At 71.5% G+C, this 15,370-nt stretch carries 13 protein-coding genes and 1 pseudogene; 4 read left to right on the top strand and 10 right to left on the bottom strand.

The window, feature by feature from the left end:
* Nucleotides 1–21: 21 nt before the first annotated feature.
* From IEZ20_RS16175 to IEZ20_RS16165, 3 genes are read right to left on the bottom strand one after another with little or no spacing between them, the layout of a single operon-like run.
* Nucleotides 22–1,302, bottom strand: coding sequence for an ABC transporter substrate-binding protein (locus IEZ20_RS16175; protein ID WP_189298952.1), 1,281 nt, complete (start codon nt 1,300–1,302; stop codon nt 22–24).
* Nucleotides 1,302–2,252: a carbohydrate ABC transporter permease gene (locus tag IEZ20_RS16170; protein WP_229896091.1), complete on the bottom strand. Its 951-nt coding sequence runs from the start codon at nt 2,250–2,252 to the stop codon at nt 1,302–1,304. Before IEZ20_RS16170 ends, IEZ20_RS16175 begins: the two co-directional genes overlap by 1 nt.
* Nucleotides 2,249–3,181, bottom strand: coding sequence for a carbohydrate ABC transporter permease (locus tag IEZ20_RS16165; RefSeq protein WP_373303931.1), 933 nt, complete (start codon nt 3,179–3,181; stop codon nt 2,249–2,251). Before IEZ20_RS16165 ends, IEZ20_RS16170 begins: the two co-directional genes overlap by 4 nt.
* A 176-nt stretch (nt 3,182–3,357) precedes the next feature.
* Here IEZ20_RS16165 and IEZ20_RS16160 point away from each other — a divergent pair, with 176 nt between their 5' ends.
* Nucleotides 3,358–4,224 (top strand): phosphotransferase enzyme family protein, encoded by an 867-nt coding sequence (locus IEZ20_RS16160; protein ID WP_189298950.1) that lies wholly within the window; start codon nt 3,358–3,360, stop codon nt 4,222–4,224.
* A gap of 107 nt (nt 4,225–4,331) precedes the next feature.
* On the opposite strand, the gene IEZ20_RS16155 is transcribed toward IEZ20_RS16160, so the two are convergent.
* Nucleotides 4,332–4,994: a response regulator gene (locus IEZ20_RS16155; RefSeq protein ID WP_189298948.1), complete on the bottom strand. Its 663-nt coding sequence runs from the start codon at nt 4,992–4,994 to the stop codon at nt 4,332–4,334.
* A complete protein-coding gene (locus IEZ20_RS16150; RefSeq protein WP_189298946.1) occupies nt 4,991–6,166 on the bottom strand; it encodes a sensor histidine kinase in 1,176 nt (391 codons plus the stop codon). Before IEZ20_RS16150 ends, IEZ20_RS16155 begins: the two co-directional genes overlap by 4 nt.
* 208 nt (nt 6,167–6,374) lie before the next feature.
* On the opposite strand from IEZ20_RS16150, the gene IEZ20_RS16145 reads away from it, so the two are divergent.
* Nucleotides 6,375–7,295: an ATP-binding cassette domain-containing protein gene (locus IEZ20_RS16145; protein ID WP_189298944.1), complete on the top strand. Its 921-nt coding sequence runs from the start codon at nt 6,375–6,377 to the stop codon at nt 7,293–7,295.
* Complete coding sequence (locus IEZ20_RS16140; protein WP_189298934.1) at nt 7,292–8,116, top strand: ABC transporter permease; 825 nt, start codon at nt 7,292–7,294, stop codon at nt 8,114–8,116. Before IEZ20_RS16145 ends, IEZ20_RS16140 begins: the two co-directional genes overlap by 4 nt.
* Before the next feature lie 91 nt (nt 8,117–8,207).
* On the opposite strand, the gene IEZ20_RS16135 is transcribed toward IEZ20_RS16140, so the two are convergent.
* The 5 genes and pseudogenes from IEZ20_RS16135 to IEZ20_RS16115 form a co-directional block, all read right to left on the bottom strand.
* Nucleotides 8,208–8,921, bottom strand: a complete 714-nt coding sequence (locus tag IEZ20_RS16135; RefSeq protein ID WP_189298932.1) for a 3'-5' exonuclease — start codon at nt 8,919–8,921, stop codon at nt 8,208–8,210.
* A 59-nt stretch (nt 8,922–8,980) separates the two neighbouring features.
* Nucleotides 8,981–9,289, bottom strand: a pseudogene (locus IEZ20_RS16130) (3'-5' exonuclease family protein); the annotation flags it as partial.
* A gap of 177 nt (nt 9,290–9,466) precedes the next feature.
* A complete protein-coding gene (locus tag IEZ20_RS16125; RefSeq protein WP_189298929.1) occupies nt 9,467–10,705 on the bottom strand; it encodes a DUF5919 domain-containing protein in 1,239 nt (412 codons plus the stop codon).
* Nucleotides 10,706–10,821: 116 nt separating this feature from the next.
* Complete coding sequence (locus IEZ20_RS16120) at nt 10,822–12,189, bottom strand: copper amine oxidase (RefSeq protein ID WP_189298928.1); 1,368 nt, start codon at nt 12,187–12,189, stop codon at nt 10,822–10,824.
* A gap of 53 nt (nt 12,190–12,242) precedes the next feature.
* Nucleotides 12,243–13,055, bottom strand: coding sequence for a Tat pathway signal sequence domain protein (locus IEZ20_RS16115; protein ID WP_189298926.1), 813 nt, complete (start codon nt 13,053–13,055; stop codon nt 12,243–12,245).
* Between the two features lie 199 nt (nt 13,056–13,254).
* Here IEZ20_RS16115 and glgX point away from each other — a divergent pair, with 199 nt between their 5' ends.
* Complete coding sequence (gene glgX, locus IEZ20_RS16110; RefSeq protein WP_189298924.1) at nt 13,255–15,366, top strand: glycogen debranching protein GlgX; 2,112 nt, start codon at nt 13,255–13,257, stop codon at nt 15,364–15,366.
* Nucleotides 15,367–15,370: the final 4 nt, after the last annotated feature.

Here is a 15,370-nt window from a genome sequence, read left to right as displayed (position 1 = left end):
ACGTATTTCCGAGGGCGGCCCTCAGCGCTGGTAGCGGGCCAGCACGAGATTGCCGTCCTTTTCGAGGCGGCTGCGCAGTGCGTCGAGGCCGATGGCGCCGCTGTAGTACTCCTGGTACGCCGGGGTGGCCACCTTGTCCTTCCATTCCGGGTAGCCGCGCACGGACTGGGCGGGCGCCGGGCGCAGCCGGGCGGCGAGAGCGGTGCCGGTGGCCCAGCCGTACTTCCCGGTGTGCAGGGCCGGGTCCTTCAGGGCCTGGGTGCCGGTGGGCAGCATCCAGTCGCCGAGGGCGAGGCGGACCATGTTCTTCGGGCGCAGCAGGAAGTCGATGAACGCGGCCGCCTCCTTCTTGTGCGGGCAGTCGGCGGACACGGACAGCGTCTGCGGGCTGACGCCCTGGACGAGCCCGTCGGCGCCCGCCGGGGCCGGCAGCACCGTCCAGCGGAAGTCCTTGGGGGCCTGCTGCACGATCTGCTGGCGGTAGGAGAAGCCCAGCGGGACCATCGCGTACCGGCCGCCGAAGAAGCCGGGCAGGGTGTCCGAGCCGCCGCTGCCGAGTGTGGAGGCGGGCGCGCTGCGGTCGACGGCGACCTGGTCGTGGATGGTGCGCGCCACGACCGCGTCCCCGGCCCCGAACCGCACGGTCACCCTGCCGTCCGCGCCCCGGTGGAAGAGCCGCCCGCCCGCCGACAGGGACAGGTTGAGCGTGGCGGAGACGGGCTCCTTCAGCGGCCAGGCCACGCCGTACCTCCCGGGACCGCTGAGCCGCTTGGCGACCTGCCGGAACTCCGCCCAGCTCCAGGGGTGGTCGGGCGTGGGGACGCGCACCCTCGCCGCGCGCAGCCGGCCGGCGTCGGCGATGAGCACCCGGGGTTCCTGGAGGAAGGGCACGCCGTAGATGCCGTCCCCGAAGGTGGCCGTCTCCCAGCTGCTCTCCGGTATGCCGGACCTGAGCCGGGCGGGCAGCAGGTCCGTCAGATCGGCGAGGTAGCCGCCGTAGGCGAAGTCGGCGAGGTCGTCGGAGGCGTCGTGGATGACGTCCGGGGCCTCACCGCCCTCGAAGGAGGTGAGCAGTTGGTCGTGGACGCCGTCCCAGCTTCCCTGGACGTACTCGACCCTGACGTCCGGGTGGGCGGCGTTCCACTCCTCCACCAGCTCCTTGGTGGCGGCGACGGACTCCTGCTGCCAGGCCAGGGACTGGAAGCGCAGGGTGATCGGGCCGCCGCCGGTCCGGCCGCCCGCGGAGCAGCCGGCGAGCAGCAGCAGGAGCACGGCGAGGGCCGTGGCGATCCTGGTCCGCATCAGCTCTTCACCGCCCCGGCGAGCAGGCCGCCCGTGATCCGCCGCTGGAGGATCCCGAAGACGGCCACGGAGGGCAGGGTGGCGAGGAACGCGGCGGCGGCCAGCGGACCGAGGTCGGCGACCCCCTCCGCGCCGATGAAGTGGGTGAGGACGACCGGGAGGGTCTGCCTCCCGGGGCTCTTGAGCAGCACCAGCGCGAAGAAGAACTCGTTCCACGCGGTGACGAACGCGAACAGGGCCGTCGCCGCGATGCCGGGACCCAGCAGCGGCGCCGTCACCGACACGAGGGTTCTCAGGCGCCCGGCCCCGTCGACGGCCGCCGCCTCCTCCAGCTCGACGGGCACCGCCCGGACGTGGCCGACGAGCATCCACAGCGCGAACGGCAGGGCCCACACCACGTACACCAGCGTCAGCCCGAGCAGGGAGTCGATCAGCCGAAGGTTCTTCAGCACCAGGAACAGCGGGATGATCACCAGCACGAAGGGGAACGCCTGGCTGACCACGACCCAGCCCGTGGCCGCCCGGGCCAGCCGGGTGCGGTGCCGGGCCATGACGTAGGCCATCGGGGTCGCGATCAGTACGGCGACGACGGCGGTGCCGAGCGCCACCAGCAGGGAGTTGAGGGCGGCGTGCGCCAGCGGCTGCTCCGCGAAGGCCTGCCGGACGTTGGCCGGGGTCGGGTCGCGCGGGATCCACGCCGGGTGCAGGCTGCCCAGCTCCCGCGGGGACTTGAGCGCGGTGGACAGCAGCCACAGGAGGGGGAAGCCCAGGAAGAGCAGATAGCCGAGGAGGGCGGCGTACTGGCCGGCGCGGGCGGCACGGCGGGTCCGCCTCCTCGGCGCGGGCGGCCTCCCCGGTGCGAGCCGCTTCCTCGGTGTGGACCGCTGCCTCGGCGCGGGCCGTCCGGACCGCGGGAGCCGTACGGACCGGCGGGGCCTTGTGGCCGTCATGCCTCGTCACCGCCCCGCAGCCGCCCCGCCAGGAACACCGCGAGCAGGACCGAGACGACCGCGACGAGCACGCAGCCCATCGCCGCCGCGTAGCCGAACTGGCCGTAGCGGAAGGCCTCCTCGTAGGCGAAGAGCATCGGCAGCCGGGTCTTCCCGCCGGGGCCGCCGCCCGTGAGCACGTAGACCAGGGCGAAGGAGTTGAGGTTCCAGATGAGCTGGAGGGCGGTGATGGCGAGGGCCACCGGTCTGAGGGCGGGCCAGGTGACGGTGCGGAAGCGGCGCCAGGCACCCGCGCCGTCGACCGCCGCGGCCTCGTGGAGTTCGCGCGGGACGTTCTGCAGTCCGGCGAGCAGAGCGACCGTGGTCTGTGGCAGACCCGCCCAGACGCCGACGACGACGACCGCGGGCAGCGCGGTGGCCAGGCCGCTCAGCCAGTCCCGGCCGGCGCCGAGGCCGAGGTCGCGCAGGGTCTCGTTGAGGATGCCTGCGTCCGGGTTGTAGACGAGCCGCCACATGATGCCGACGACCACCTCGGGCATCGCCCAGGGCACGATCGCGAGGGCGCGGGCCAGGCCGCGCAGGCGCAGGTCCTGGTTCAGCAGCAGGGCGAGGCCCAGCGCCAGCAGGAACTGGGGAACGGTCACGCCGACCGCCCAGACCAGTCCGATCCGGAACGACTCCCAGAAGAGCGTGTCGTGCAGCAGGTCACGGAAGTTGAGGGCGCCGGTCCACCGCGTGGCGGCCGTGCGACCGGACTGGGCGTCGGTGAAGGCCAGCAGGATGCCGTAGAGCAGCGGGCCGACGCTGAACACGAGGATCGGGACGAGGGCGGGCAGGACCAGGAACCAGGTGCCGTGACCGGCGGTCCGGCGCCCGGCCGCTCGGCGCTCCCCCGCCGGCGGTGTCCGCGCTTCGGCCACTGAGGTCACGGAATCAGCCCCTTTGCCGGCTCCTGTTGGCGTGTTCATGGTCGTAAAGGCCCGGTACGCCGTCAAGGGACCGCGCACGGTGGCCCGGCCCGCGCACGGCGACCGACCAGGACCAATGCGAGACTGGCCGGGAACCGGACACGCAGGCAACGGGAAGACGGCACGGAGGCGGGACGATGGACGAGGCACGCGCGCGGGACGTACTGGCCGCGGCGGGAGTGCTGCCGGATCCGGCCGCCCGGGACGCACGGCTCCTGGCCCTCGGTGAGAACGCGGTGTTCGCGGCCGGTGATCTGGTGGTGAAGGTGGGCCGGGACCCCGAGCTGCTGCCGCGGGCCGAGCGCGAGCTGGCCGTCGCCGGATGGCTGGCCGAGGCCGGCGTGCCGGCGGTGCGGGCGGCCGAGCCGAAGCCGTTGCTGGTGGACGGCCGTCCGGTGACCGTGTGGCACCGGCTGCCGGATGCCGTGCGGCCCGCCGAGCCGCGGGACCTGGCCGGTCTTCTGCGCGTCGTGCACGCGCTTCCCTCTCCTCCCTTCGTACTGCCGCCCCGCGATCTGCTGGGCGGGGTGGAGCGCTGGCTGCGGCTGGCGGGTGACGCGATCGACCCGCAGGACGCCGCGTACCTCCGCGCGCGCCGCGACGGCTTCGCGGCCCAGGCGGCGGCGCTGACGCCGCGTCTGGCTCCGGGGCCCATCCATGGCGACGCGCTGCCCCGCAATGTGCACGTCGGGCCGGACGGCCCGGTCCTGGTCGACCTGGAGACCTTCTCCGCCGACCTGCGCGAGCACGACCTGGTGGTCATGGCCCTCTCCCGCGACCGCTACGGGCTGCCCGCCGAGGCGTACGACTCCTTCACCGAGGCGTACGGCTGGGATGTGCGCGCGTGGGAGGGCTGTGCGGTACTGCGGGGAGCGCGGGAGACCGCGAGCTGCGCGTGGGTGGCCCAGCACGCGCCGTCCAACCCGAAGGCGCTGGCCGAGTTCCGGCGCAGGGTGGCGTCGCTGCGGGACGGGGACGAGACGGTGCGCTGGTATCCGTTCTGACGACGGGCGCTCCACCGGCACCGGACACGGGCGCTCCCGCAGCGGGAATCGTTCAACGACTCGGCGCAGCACGTGCAGTTCCTCGGACTTCGCCACGGGGGCCTCCCTCAGGTCGGAAGCGTGACGAGCCCCATCTCATAGGCGCAGATGACGAGCTGGACCCGGTCCCGGGCGCCCAGCTTGGTGAGCAGCCGTGACACATGCGACTTGACGGTGGCCACGGTGATGAAGAGGTCCTGCGCGATCTCGGTGTTCGACCGACCGCGTCCGACCAGGGTCAGTACTTCCCGTTCCCGCTCGGTGATGCCCTCGACCGGCCACGGAAAGCGCTCCGGGGCAGCCGCGGGGCGCCCGATGAAGTCCGTGATCAGACGGCGCGTCACACCCGGCGCGATCAGTGCGTCGCCGGCGGCGACCACGCGGACCGCCGCGAGGATGTCCTCCAGTGCCATGTCTTTGACCACGAAGCCGCTTGCGCCGGCTCGGAGTGCGCCGTAGACGTGGTCGTCCTCGTCGAAGGTGGTCAGGACAAGGACGCGTGTGGTTGCCGAACCGGCCGTGATCAGGCGGGTGGCCTCGATCCCGTCCATGCCGGGCATCCGGATGTCCATGACCACGACGTCAGGGCTGATGTCGCTGACCAGTTGGACTGCCTCGGCACCACTGGCGGCTTCACCGACGACCTCCAGGTCGGGGTGGTCAGCCATGATCACGCGTAGGCCGGACCGAACCAACGGCTGGTCGTCGGCGAGCACCACACGGACGGTCATCGGGCCTCCACCGGAACTCCGAAAGGTGCGGGCAGCGGCAGCCGGGCCGTCACCCGGAAGCCGCCCTCAGGGCGCGGCCCGATGCTGAGGTGGCCGCCCAGCAGACCGACTCGCTCCCGCATCCCGATGAGGCCGAAGCCGTGGTCCGAGCCGTCCCCGGAGGCGCCGCGCCCGTCGTCGACGACTTCCACGGACAGTTCCTCGTCTCCGTAGTCGATGGCCACCCGGCAACGCCCGGTGCCCGCGTGCCGGACCACGTTGGTCAGCGCCTCCTGCACGATGCGGTAGGCGGAAAGGTCGATGTCGGCCGGCACGGGACGCCGCTCCCCGCTGCGGCGCACGTCGACGCGTACCCCCGCGACCGCGGTCGCCGCCGCCAACTGTTCGATGTCCGCCAGCCCCGGCGAGGGTGAGAGCGGTGACTGCTCCGGGGCGGTGGCGCCCCGGTCCGCCTGACGAAGTGACACCAGCGTGCGCCGGAGGCCCGCCAGGGTCTCTCTGCTGGTGGCCTCGATCGCGCGCAGGGCCTCGCGTGCCTCCGCCGGCTGGGTCTGGATGACCCGGCTGCCCACACCGGCCTGGATCGCGACGATGCCGATGCTGTGCGCGACCATGTCGTGCAACTCCCGTGCGATCCGCAGCCGTTCGGCGGTCACCGCCTCGGCCACTTCCTGCGCTCGCAGCGCCACCGCGTGCTCGCGGCGCTCGCGGCTCAGCAGACCGGCCATGCAGGATGCTGCCAACGCGAGGAGGGCGACAATCCCGTTGACTGCCAGGCCGTCCCCGTGCGCGAAGCCGCCGATCACCAGGAGTTGCACCGCGAAGGACACGGCCACGGCCACAACCGAAGCGCGCCGTGCGCAAGTAGCGACGATGACGCCCACAACGAGGTCCACCGCCAGGTACGACAGGAACTGGCCCTGGTACGACGCCGCCCGGCTCTCATGGGCGGAACTCGGAGGGCCCACCACCACAACAGTGGATCCGAAGAGTGCCATGGCCAGAGCCGGCAGCGGCATCCGTCGCACCACACCGGCGAGCAGGCTCACGGCCAGCAGCGCCCCGACACCGTGGACCGTGCCCGACGCCCGCGGTGCGGCCCCCACCAGCAGACCCACCACGAGGAGGTAGGAGGCACCCCCTGCCCAGGCTGCGGCCTTGGTTCTCGTCATCGGCGGTGTCCCCTCCCGGGAACAGGGGCGAGGTGCGCGACGCGCGCAGGCAACGAAATGGTCGTCATGGGGTTCACGCCGCGAGACTAACCGGACACCAGCAGCGCGGCATCAGCCCGGGGACGTACGCCCACGGTTCGATCCGGCCGCACGATTGCCGCCCACGGCCCCATGCCCGGACGGGGCTCCTCTCGGCAGTGTGGATGCCGTGATCGAAGTCAGCGAACTCACCAAGCGCTACGGCAGCAAGACGGCCGTCGACCATCTGTCCTTCACCGTGCTGCCGGGCCAGGTCACCGGATTCCTCGGCCCCAACGGAGCCGGCAAGTCCACCACCCTGCGGATGATCCTCGGCCTGGACGCGCCCACCACCGGCACCGCCACCGTCAGCGGCGTCCCCTTCCGCCGCCACCCGCGCGGACTGCGGCACGTCGGTGCCCTCCTCGACGCCGGAGAGGTTCACGGCGGACGCAGCGCTGCGGCCCACCTGTCCGCTCTGGCCCGCAGCAACGGCATCCCGCGGCGCCGGGTGGGCGAGGTGCTTCAGGAGGTGGGGCTGGCCGAGGTGGCGAACCGCCGCGTCGGCGGATTCTCCCTCGGCATGAAGCAGCGCCTCGGCATCGCCACCGCCTTGCTCGGCGACCCGCCCGTGCTCATGTTCGACGAGCCGGTCAACGGCATGGACCCGGAGGGTGTGCTCTGGGTACGCCGGCTCTTCCGGCGCCTGGCCGCCGAGGGGCGCACGGTCTTCCTCTCCAGCCATCTGATGTCGGAGATGGAGAACACCGCCGACCAGCTGGTCGTCATCGGCCGGGGCCGCCTCATCGCCGCCGAGTCGGTACGGGACTTCGCGGCCCGCAGCACCCGTAGCAGCGTTGTGGTGGGGACACCCCAGGCCGCCGAACTGGCAGCCGTGCTGACCGCGGCGGGCGCCTCGGTCGAGCCGGAGGGCTCGACCGGCGTGGAGAAACTCGCCGTGACCGGGCTCCCGGCCGACCGGATCGGGGCGCTCGCCCTCGACAACGGTATCCATCTGAACGAGCTGACCACCCGCACCGCCTCACTGGAGGCGGCCTTCATGGAACTCACCGCCGACAGCACCGAATACCTGGCAGGACAGCCCCGATGACCACGCTCACCTCCGGCCCCCGGACCACCCCCGTCACCGCGCCGCCCGCCCGCTTCCGCGACCTGCTCGCCGCCGAGTGGATCAAGACACGGTCCCTGCGGTCCACACCGTGGACGATCGCAATAACCCTCCTGTTCGTCATCGGGTCCACCGCCGTGGCCACGCTGGCGGACAAAGCCGCGCCCTCCGGCCCCGCTGACTTCCGGCCCTACGACGCCTATCCGCCGGCCGGCTACTGGACGCTGATCCTCGTCGCCAGCAGCATGGGCGCCCTCACCGTCGTGAGCGAATACAGCAGCGGGCTGATCCGCACCACCACCGTGGCCGTCCCGGCCCGCGGCTCGATCGTGCTGGCCAAGGCAGCCGTCACCGCCGCACTGTGGACCGCGGTCGGCACGACCGCCTCCACCGGTTCCTTCCTGATCTCCCAGGTCATCCTGAACGGGCACCATGCCGACCTTCCGATCACCCACCCCGGGGTGCTCCGGGCGCTGGTGGCCTCCGCGCTGCTGGCTCCGGTCTGCGCCCTGGTCGGTCTGGGTCTCGGTGTTCTGCTCCGGCATACCGCCGGGACCATGGTCGCCGGCATCTTCACGCTGGTGATGCTGCCCCCCATGCTCTCGGAGAGCAGCCGCTGGGCGGCGGACGTCAAACACGCGCTGGTGTCGGCCGCCTGGAACCGCCTGATCCAGACCTGGGGGCCGGAGCCCGGCTCCCTGGGCTACACCGCCACAGTCTCCGGCTCCTGGCTCGTCTACACGCTCTGGCCGCTGATCACGGTCGCACTCGCCGTTCTCGTCGTGAAACGCCGCGACGTGTGAGCGTGCCTCCAGGGCGCACACGTCGTGCCTTGGAGGCACACTCTGGGGGCAAGGCCCCGTAGCCGGTCGCAGCGCTGATCGATCCGGGCCGTCAGCCGACGTACGGGACGACGGGCCAGGCCGACTCGACAGTCGCCTTCGGATCAGACGTACGCCGAAGGTACTTCTGCAGCGACGCGGCCTGCTCGGCTGCCGCCCGTATCTGAAGATCGTGCAGGTCCGCCAGTGCCAACCCTCCTATGGCCGTGTGCTTCACCCCCATGGACCGCGCGGCACGTGCCGCGGCCACCGCGTCCGCGACGGCGTTGTGCGCGTGGTCGAGCGGCACGCCGTAGTGCGCGCAGAGGGCCTGGAGGTTCCGCGACCCCTTCCTGTACCGGTCTACGTGCTTGTCCAGGACCAGTGGGTCGATGACCGGTGATGCCTCCCCGGACAACCGGTCGCCCAATGGCTTTATCCCGTGCCGTCGGCACTCGCGGTCGAGGAGGGAGAGGTCGTACCGCGCGTTCATCACCACCAGCGGGGTTCCGGAGTTCAGCACCTCGGTGATGGCCGAGGTGATCTCTTCGATCGCGGGAGCCGCCTGCATTCCGTGCTCGCGGGCGTGGCCGGTGGAGATGCCATGGATGGCCGAAGCCTGCTGCGGGATTGCCACCCCGGGGTCGAGCAACCATGTTCGGGGCTTTGGAAGCCGCCCGTCCGGCTCCACAGCCACTACCGCCGCGGTGACGATCCGGTCGCTCTCGATGTCCGTTCCCGTGGTCTCCAGGTCGAAGGCCACCAGCGGCTGACTCGTCCAGCTCATCGCAGGGCCTCGCTCACCACTGCGGGCTGAGACATCCGAGGCGCCATTGAAGTGGGTGGATCAAAGGCCGCGTTGTAGGCCACGACCGGGACGCCCGTCTTCCCGTACGAGACCAGGACGTCCGCGACGGCGTCGGTCACCTGGTCGGCGGGGCGGCCCTCGGCCGCCGCGCGCTCGTTGCTGATGCCGTGCACGGCGACCGCGCCGGCCGGGATCTCCACGCCCGGATCGGCCAGCCGTTCCCGGCGCCCCACGGGCTCACCGGCCCTGCCCTCGATCACGGCACCCGTGACGATGCGCGCCTCGCGCGGATCGGTCCTGGTCGTCTCCAGGTCGAAGCCGATCAGCGGCTCCCGGTGCCAGCCCATGGGCGGCCCCCCTTCTTGGTGGTGCTTTCCCCCAGTGGCCTCCACCATCGCACGCGGCACTGACAATCCGAGGGCAGCCTTCCGCTTCCCGGCCCCGAACAGGCCCGCGCCCGCCCCCAGGGACCCACAGCCGGCAGCCGACGGGCCCGGACAGGGCCCCCGCCCCGCCCCGACCGTTCAGGACACCGGCCGCGAATCCGCCCAAGCCAGCTCGAATTCCTCACGATATGTCGGGAACAGGCCGGCTTCTCCCACGTCGTCCGACGTGACCAGTCGGCTGCCGTTGCGCAGCACCAGGACCGGCGACTCCATCCCCCGCGCCCCGCGCAGATAGGACTGCACCACGGCGATGCCGTCCGCGCCGTCGCCGTCCACCAGGTAGGCGGTGAAGCGGGGCGTCTCGTCGTACACCTGGATCTGGAAGGCGTCCGGGTCGCGCAGCCGGGACCGCACCCGGCGCATGTGCAGGATGTTCATCTCCACCGAGCGGCTCAGTTCGCCCCGTTTCATCCCGAGTTCGCGTTCGCGGCGCTTGACCGAGCTGGAGGCCGGGTTGAGGAAGAGCAGCCGTACCCGGCAGCCACTCTCGGCGAGCCGGACCATGCGGCGTCCGGAGAAGTTCTGCACCAGCAGGTTCAGGCCGATGCCGATGGCGTCGAGCCGGCGGGCGCCGCCGAAGATGTCCTCGGCGGGGAACTGGCGCATCAGCCGCACCCGGTCGGCGTGGACCGCGACGACGTCGGCGTACCGGTCGCCGACCAGGTCCTCGACCGCGTCGACCGGCAGCCGGCGCGCGGAGGGGATGTCACCGCCCGCGCCGAGCATCTCCAGCAGCCGGGCGGAGGCCCGCTCGGCCTGGCCGAGGACCGCCTCGGACAGGGCGCGGTTGCGGGAGACGACGTTCCGGGTCACCTCCAGCTCGTCCAGGGCGAGTTCGAGGTCGCGGCGCTCGTCGAAGTACGGCTCGAAGCACGGCCAGTGCTGCACCACCAGCTCGCGCAGCTGGGGCAGGGTGAGGAAGCTGAGCACGTTGTCGTCGGCCGGGTCGAGCAAGTAGCCCTTGCGACGGCTGACTTCGCGGACGGCGACCGCCCGCTGCACCCACTCCTGCCCGGCCGGCCCGGCCGCGGCCACCACCCACTCGTCGCCGTGGACGGGTTCGTAGATGGGCCGCAGCACGGCGGCCACGACCGCGCGCAGCCGCTGTTCCACGAGGTTCAGCCAGATGTAGGCCCGGCCGGCCCGCTGGGCGCGGGTGCGCACCTCAAGCCAGGCGTCGGCGTCCCACTCCAGCTCCGGCCCGATGGACCCCGCGTCCATCGGGCGGGCCAGGGACACCGCGCCGGGCGGGACGTCTGTGGAGTTCCCCTCGTGACCCTCGTCACCAGGAGGCAGCTCCAGCCCTCCCGAGCCCACCCGTGCACCGCCTTCCGCTCCCCCGGGCCTTTCCCGTGTCAACGATCAAGGAAGGGTACTCCGCAAGCGGTCGGCGGTGCAGCCGGATGGACAGGTCGGTTTGCCGACGGCTGTGCTCAACTACGCGGTTCCCAGTGACCGTTCTGCCATGCCAGCTCCTTGGGAGTGAGCGGATTCATAGCCGTGACGTCCCGCGGGGCGATGGAGAATCCCTGCCAGTGCACGGGCATGGGCTGCTGGTCCTCGTCCCGGGCGATGTGGTGGAAACCGACGTTCATCCAGACGACGGGGTGGGTGAGGGTCTGGCCGCCGACCCACTTGTCGACGGACTTCGGGTGGCCGGTCGCGCACTGCTGGTTGTCACTGGCGAACAGCTCGCACTTGTTGTACTCGGTGACGTACATGTCGTGCCTGGTGAAGCTGCGCCCCGGGTACTTGGTGGTCGGCCCCGGGACCAGCTCGTAGGAACGGGCGTGGCCGTCCTTGTTCTTGCCGGCCGCGCTGACCACCCGCCACCAGCGGTAGGTCTTGTAGTCGGCCGCGAGTTCCTTGCCGACCTTGGTGCGGGTGGTCTTGGCGGTCGGGCCCTCCTGGCGGCCGGAGGGGGCGCTGACGGTGGAGTCGTACTGCTCGACCTTCGTCTTCGAGGAGCCGTCGAGGCCGAAGTCGAGCCGCCAGAAGATGTTGTGGCTGTGGCTGGTGGCGTAGTCCCTGGCGCCCTTGCCGATGGGCCAGCCGCGGCCGTCCTGGGCGTTGTAGTCCTCGTAGGAGAGGCTGCCGGTGGCGCCGGCGTTCATGGAGATCGTGCCGTCGTCCTGGAAGCGCCACTCGGTGATGTACTCGTACCAGCCGACCTGGTTGACCGTGTAGACCAGCAGGTCCTTGCCCTGCTGCTGGTAGGTCCTGTCCGGCTGGAAGAGGTCGTGCATCCGGTAGGCGTGGCCACGCGAACGGGTGGTCGTGCACAGGCCCTTGACGTCGGGGTGGCGCGGGTCCCCGTCCGGGACCTTGACGGTCTTGATGGTGCCGCCGGGGCATTCGGCGGGCGACAGGTCCATCAGCTCGGCGGCGAAGTCCTGGCCCGTGAGGTCGTAGTACTCGTGCTTCCCGTCGTCGTACGGGACGTGGATCTGGGCGAGTCTGGCGCTGTTGAGGACCTTGATGGGCTTGCTCTCGCCCTTGGGCTGGTAGGAGACGTTCTCCAGGACGAGGCCGGCCTTGCTGTCGTAGCGCCAGCACATCCGCCAGGTCGTGCCGGTGGAGAGCTTCTGTTCGATCGTGTAGGCGGCGCTGCAGCCGGGGGCCGCCGCCGTGGGCGCGGTCTGCGGGCGGGCCGCGGCGGGACCGGCCATCGTCGTCGCGCCGGCGGCCAGCGCGGCCAGGGTCAGTCCGACGGCCGTGGTCTTGCGGGCGGCACGGCTCTTGAGGGCGGCACGGCCGAGGGCCCGCGGCCGGACATCGCCGGGCAGGTGCTGTTCGGGCATGAAGAGGTGACTCCCTTACCGGAGGTACGGGTGTGAAGGTCGGTCGGCGGCCGTCAGCGGCGGTCGAGGGCGGCGGCCTTGCGGGCGCTCAGGTCGATCACGAGGTCCCGGGTGTCGATCCAGGGCCCGTTGACGGCCTTGGAGAACAGCCGCACGCACCGGTGCTCGCCGCACTTGTCGAGCACCGCGGGCTGGGCGCCCGGCGAGGCCTCGTAGATCCCGCCGCTCAGGTCCAGCTGGTCCGGCGAGGTGAGTTCCTTGCCGGTGGCGTCCTTGTAGTCCGCCTTCAGGCCCGCGCCCAGGGGGTCGGCGATCAGGATCCGGGCCGCCTCGGCGTTCTCGGCGCGGGTGGGCGGCGGCTGGACGCCGCGCTGGACGCCGGTCTGCTCGACCTTCCCCGTCGTCAGGTTGACGGTCTTGGTGACGAGTGTGTCGTTCCCGTAGTCGTAGTAGGTCACGTCGGCCCGCCGCGGCGCCTGCGGGTCGTCCGCCTCGGCGGCCTCGGGCTCGGCGAGGTCGACGCTCAGTTTCTGCGGTCCGCGGTCCCCCTCGACGTCCCGGCCCGTGGCCGAAAGCCGTCCGGCCACGGCGATCTTCTCGACCCGCCGCAGCTCGTCGTCGGTGAGCGGGTCACGGCCGGTGCCCTGCTTCTGCTCGGCGGGCGCCTGCTCCACGACGCCCGGCGGTGCGGCGTCCGGGCCCTGCCCGGTCCGCCCCGCGGCCCGGGTACCGCCGCCGGGCCCTCCGGAGTCGTCCGCGCCCGCCGTGCCCGGCAGCGTGACCGCGACCATGGCGGCCGTCCCCGCCGCCGCGAGGGCCGCACCGGTCAGTACTTTGCCCAGATGGCGGTGGACTTTCTCGCGCACATTTTCCCCCTACTCCCCCCTGGTCCCCGGGAGTACGTGTCTGCCCCGCATGTTCGGCGCACGGCGGGTACCAGAACCGCCGTGCGCACTGGTCACTTGATAAGAGGGCGGGTGAGCCGCGGAAGGTTGCCTCACTTTCGGACGAGACTCGGGGCCGACTCGGCCCCGGTCGGAGGGCACACCTGGGAGAGTCGTCACCATGCAGGTCTGGCCTGGAGAGGCGTATCCGCTCGGCGCCACCTATGACGGCGCCGGAACCAACTTCGCGGTCTTCACGGAGGCCGCGGACCGAGTAGAGCTGTGTCTGCTGCACGACGACGGCTCGGAGACGGCGGTGGAACTGCGCGAGAGCGACGCGTTCGTACGGCACGCGTACGTGCCGGGCGTGATGCCGGGACAGCGGTACGGGTTCCGGGTGCACGGCCCGTACGACCCCGGCCGCGGGCTGCGCTGCAACTCGGCGAAGCTGCTGCTCGACCCGTACGCGAAGGCGGTCAGCGGCGCGGTCCGGTGGGGCGAGGAGGTGTACGGCTACCACTTCGGCGCGCCGGACAGGCGCAACGACCTGGACTCGGCGCCGCACACCATGACCTCCGTGGTGATCAACCCGTACTTCGACTGGGGCGACGACCGTCCGCCGCGCACCGACTACCACCACACCGTGATCTACGAGGCCCACGTCAAGGGCCTCACCATGCGCCACCCGGGGCTGCCGGAGGAGCTGCGCGGCACCTACGCGGCCCTCGCCCACCCCGCGGTCATAGAACACCTGACCAAGCTCGGGGTCACGGCGCTCGAACTGATGCCCGTGCACCAGTTCGTCAACGACCACCGGCTGGCCGACATGGGGCTGAGCAACTACTGGGGCTACAACACCATCGGCTTCTTCGCCCCGCACAACGCGTACGCCTCCTGGGGCGACCGCGGCCAGCAGGTGCTGGAGTTCAAGTCGGCGGTCCGGGCGCTGCACGAGGCCGGGATCGAGGTCATCCTGGACGTGGTCTACAACCACACCGCCGAGGGCAACCACCTGGGTCCGACGCTGTCCTTCAAGGGCCTCGACAACCCGTCGTACTACCGGCTCGCGGAGGATCCCCGCTACTACATGGACACCACGGGCACCGGGAACTCGTTGCTCATGCGGTCCCCGCACGTGCTCCAGCTGATCATGGACTCGCTGCGGTACTGGGTGACCGAGATGCACGTCGACGGGTTCCGCTTCGACCTCGCGGCGACGCTCGCCCGGCAGTTCCACGAGGTGGACCGGCTGTCGTCGTTCTTCGACCTGGTGCAGCAGGACCCGGTGGTCTCCCAGGTGAAGCTGATCGCCGAGCCGTGGGACGTCGGCGAGGGCGGCTACCAGGTGGGCAACTTCCCGCCCCTGTGGACCGAGTGGAACGGCAAGTACCGCGACACCGTGCGGGACCTGTGGCGGGGGGAGCCGCGCACGCTGGCGGAGTTCGCGTCCCGGCTGACCGGTTCCTCCGACCTCTACCAGGACGACGGCCGCCGCCCGCTGGCCTCCATCAACTTCGTCACCTGCCACGACGGTTTCACCCTGCACGACCTGGTGTCGTACAACGACAAGCACAACCAGGACAACGGCGAGGACAACCGGGACGGCGAGAGCCACAACCGCTCCTGGAACTGCGGGGAGGAGGGCGAGACCGACGACCCGGAGGTGCTGCGGCTGCGGGCCCGGCAGATGCGGAACTTCATCGCCACGCTGATGCTGTCCCAGGGCGTGCCGATGATCAGCCACGGGGACGAGTTCGCGCGCACCCAGCGCGGCAACAACAACGCCTACTGCCAGGACAACGAGCTGTCGTGGGTGGACTGGCCGGAGTCCCTGGAGAGCGATCTGCTGGAGTTCACGCGCGCGATGGTGTGGCTGCGCCGCGACCATCCCGTCTTCCGCCGGCGCCGCTTCTTCCACGGCCGCCCGGTGGAGGGCACGCACGACGAGCTGTCGGACATCGCCTGGTTCACTCCGGAGGGCGCCGAGATGACGCAGCGGGACTGGAACTCGGCGCAGGCGTCCGCGCTGACGGCGTTCCTGAACGGCAACGCGATCTCCGAACCCGGCCCGCGCGGGGAGCGCATCACCGACGACTCCTTCCTGCTGATGTTCAACGCCTCGCCCGGGCCGCTGGACTTCGTGGTGCCGGTCGACCACGGCCGGCAGTGGCAGGTGGTGGTCGACACGGCCCGCCCGGAGGGGGTGCCGCCGGGAGCCGGCGCCAAGGTCGCGGCCGGCGACCGCATCACCCTGCCGGACCGCAGCCTGACCGTGCTGCAGCGGCCGGCGTAGCGGG

Origin of the sequence: Streptomyces cinerochromogenes, assembly GCF_014648635.1 — a bacterium.
Classification (GTDB): Bacteria; Actinomycetota; Actinomycetes; order Streptomycetales; family Streptomycetaceae; genus Streptomyces; species Streptomyces cinerochromogenes.
The sequence above is the reverse complement of the archived record's forward strand: the minus strand, read 5'-3'. Positions and strand labels throughout refer to the sequence as shown.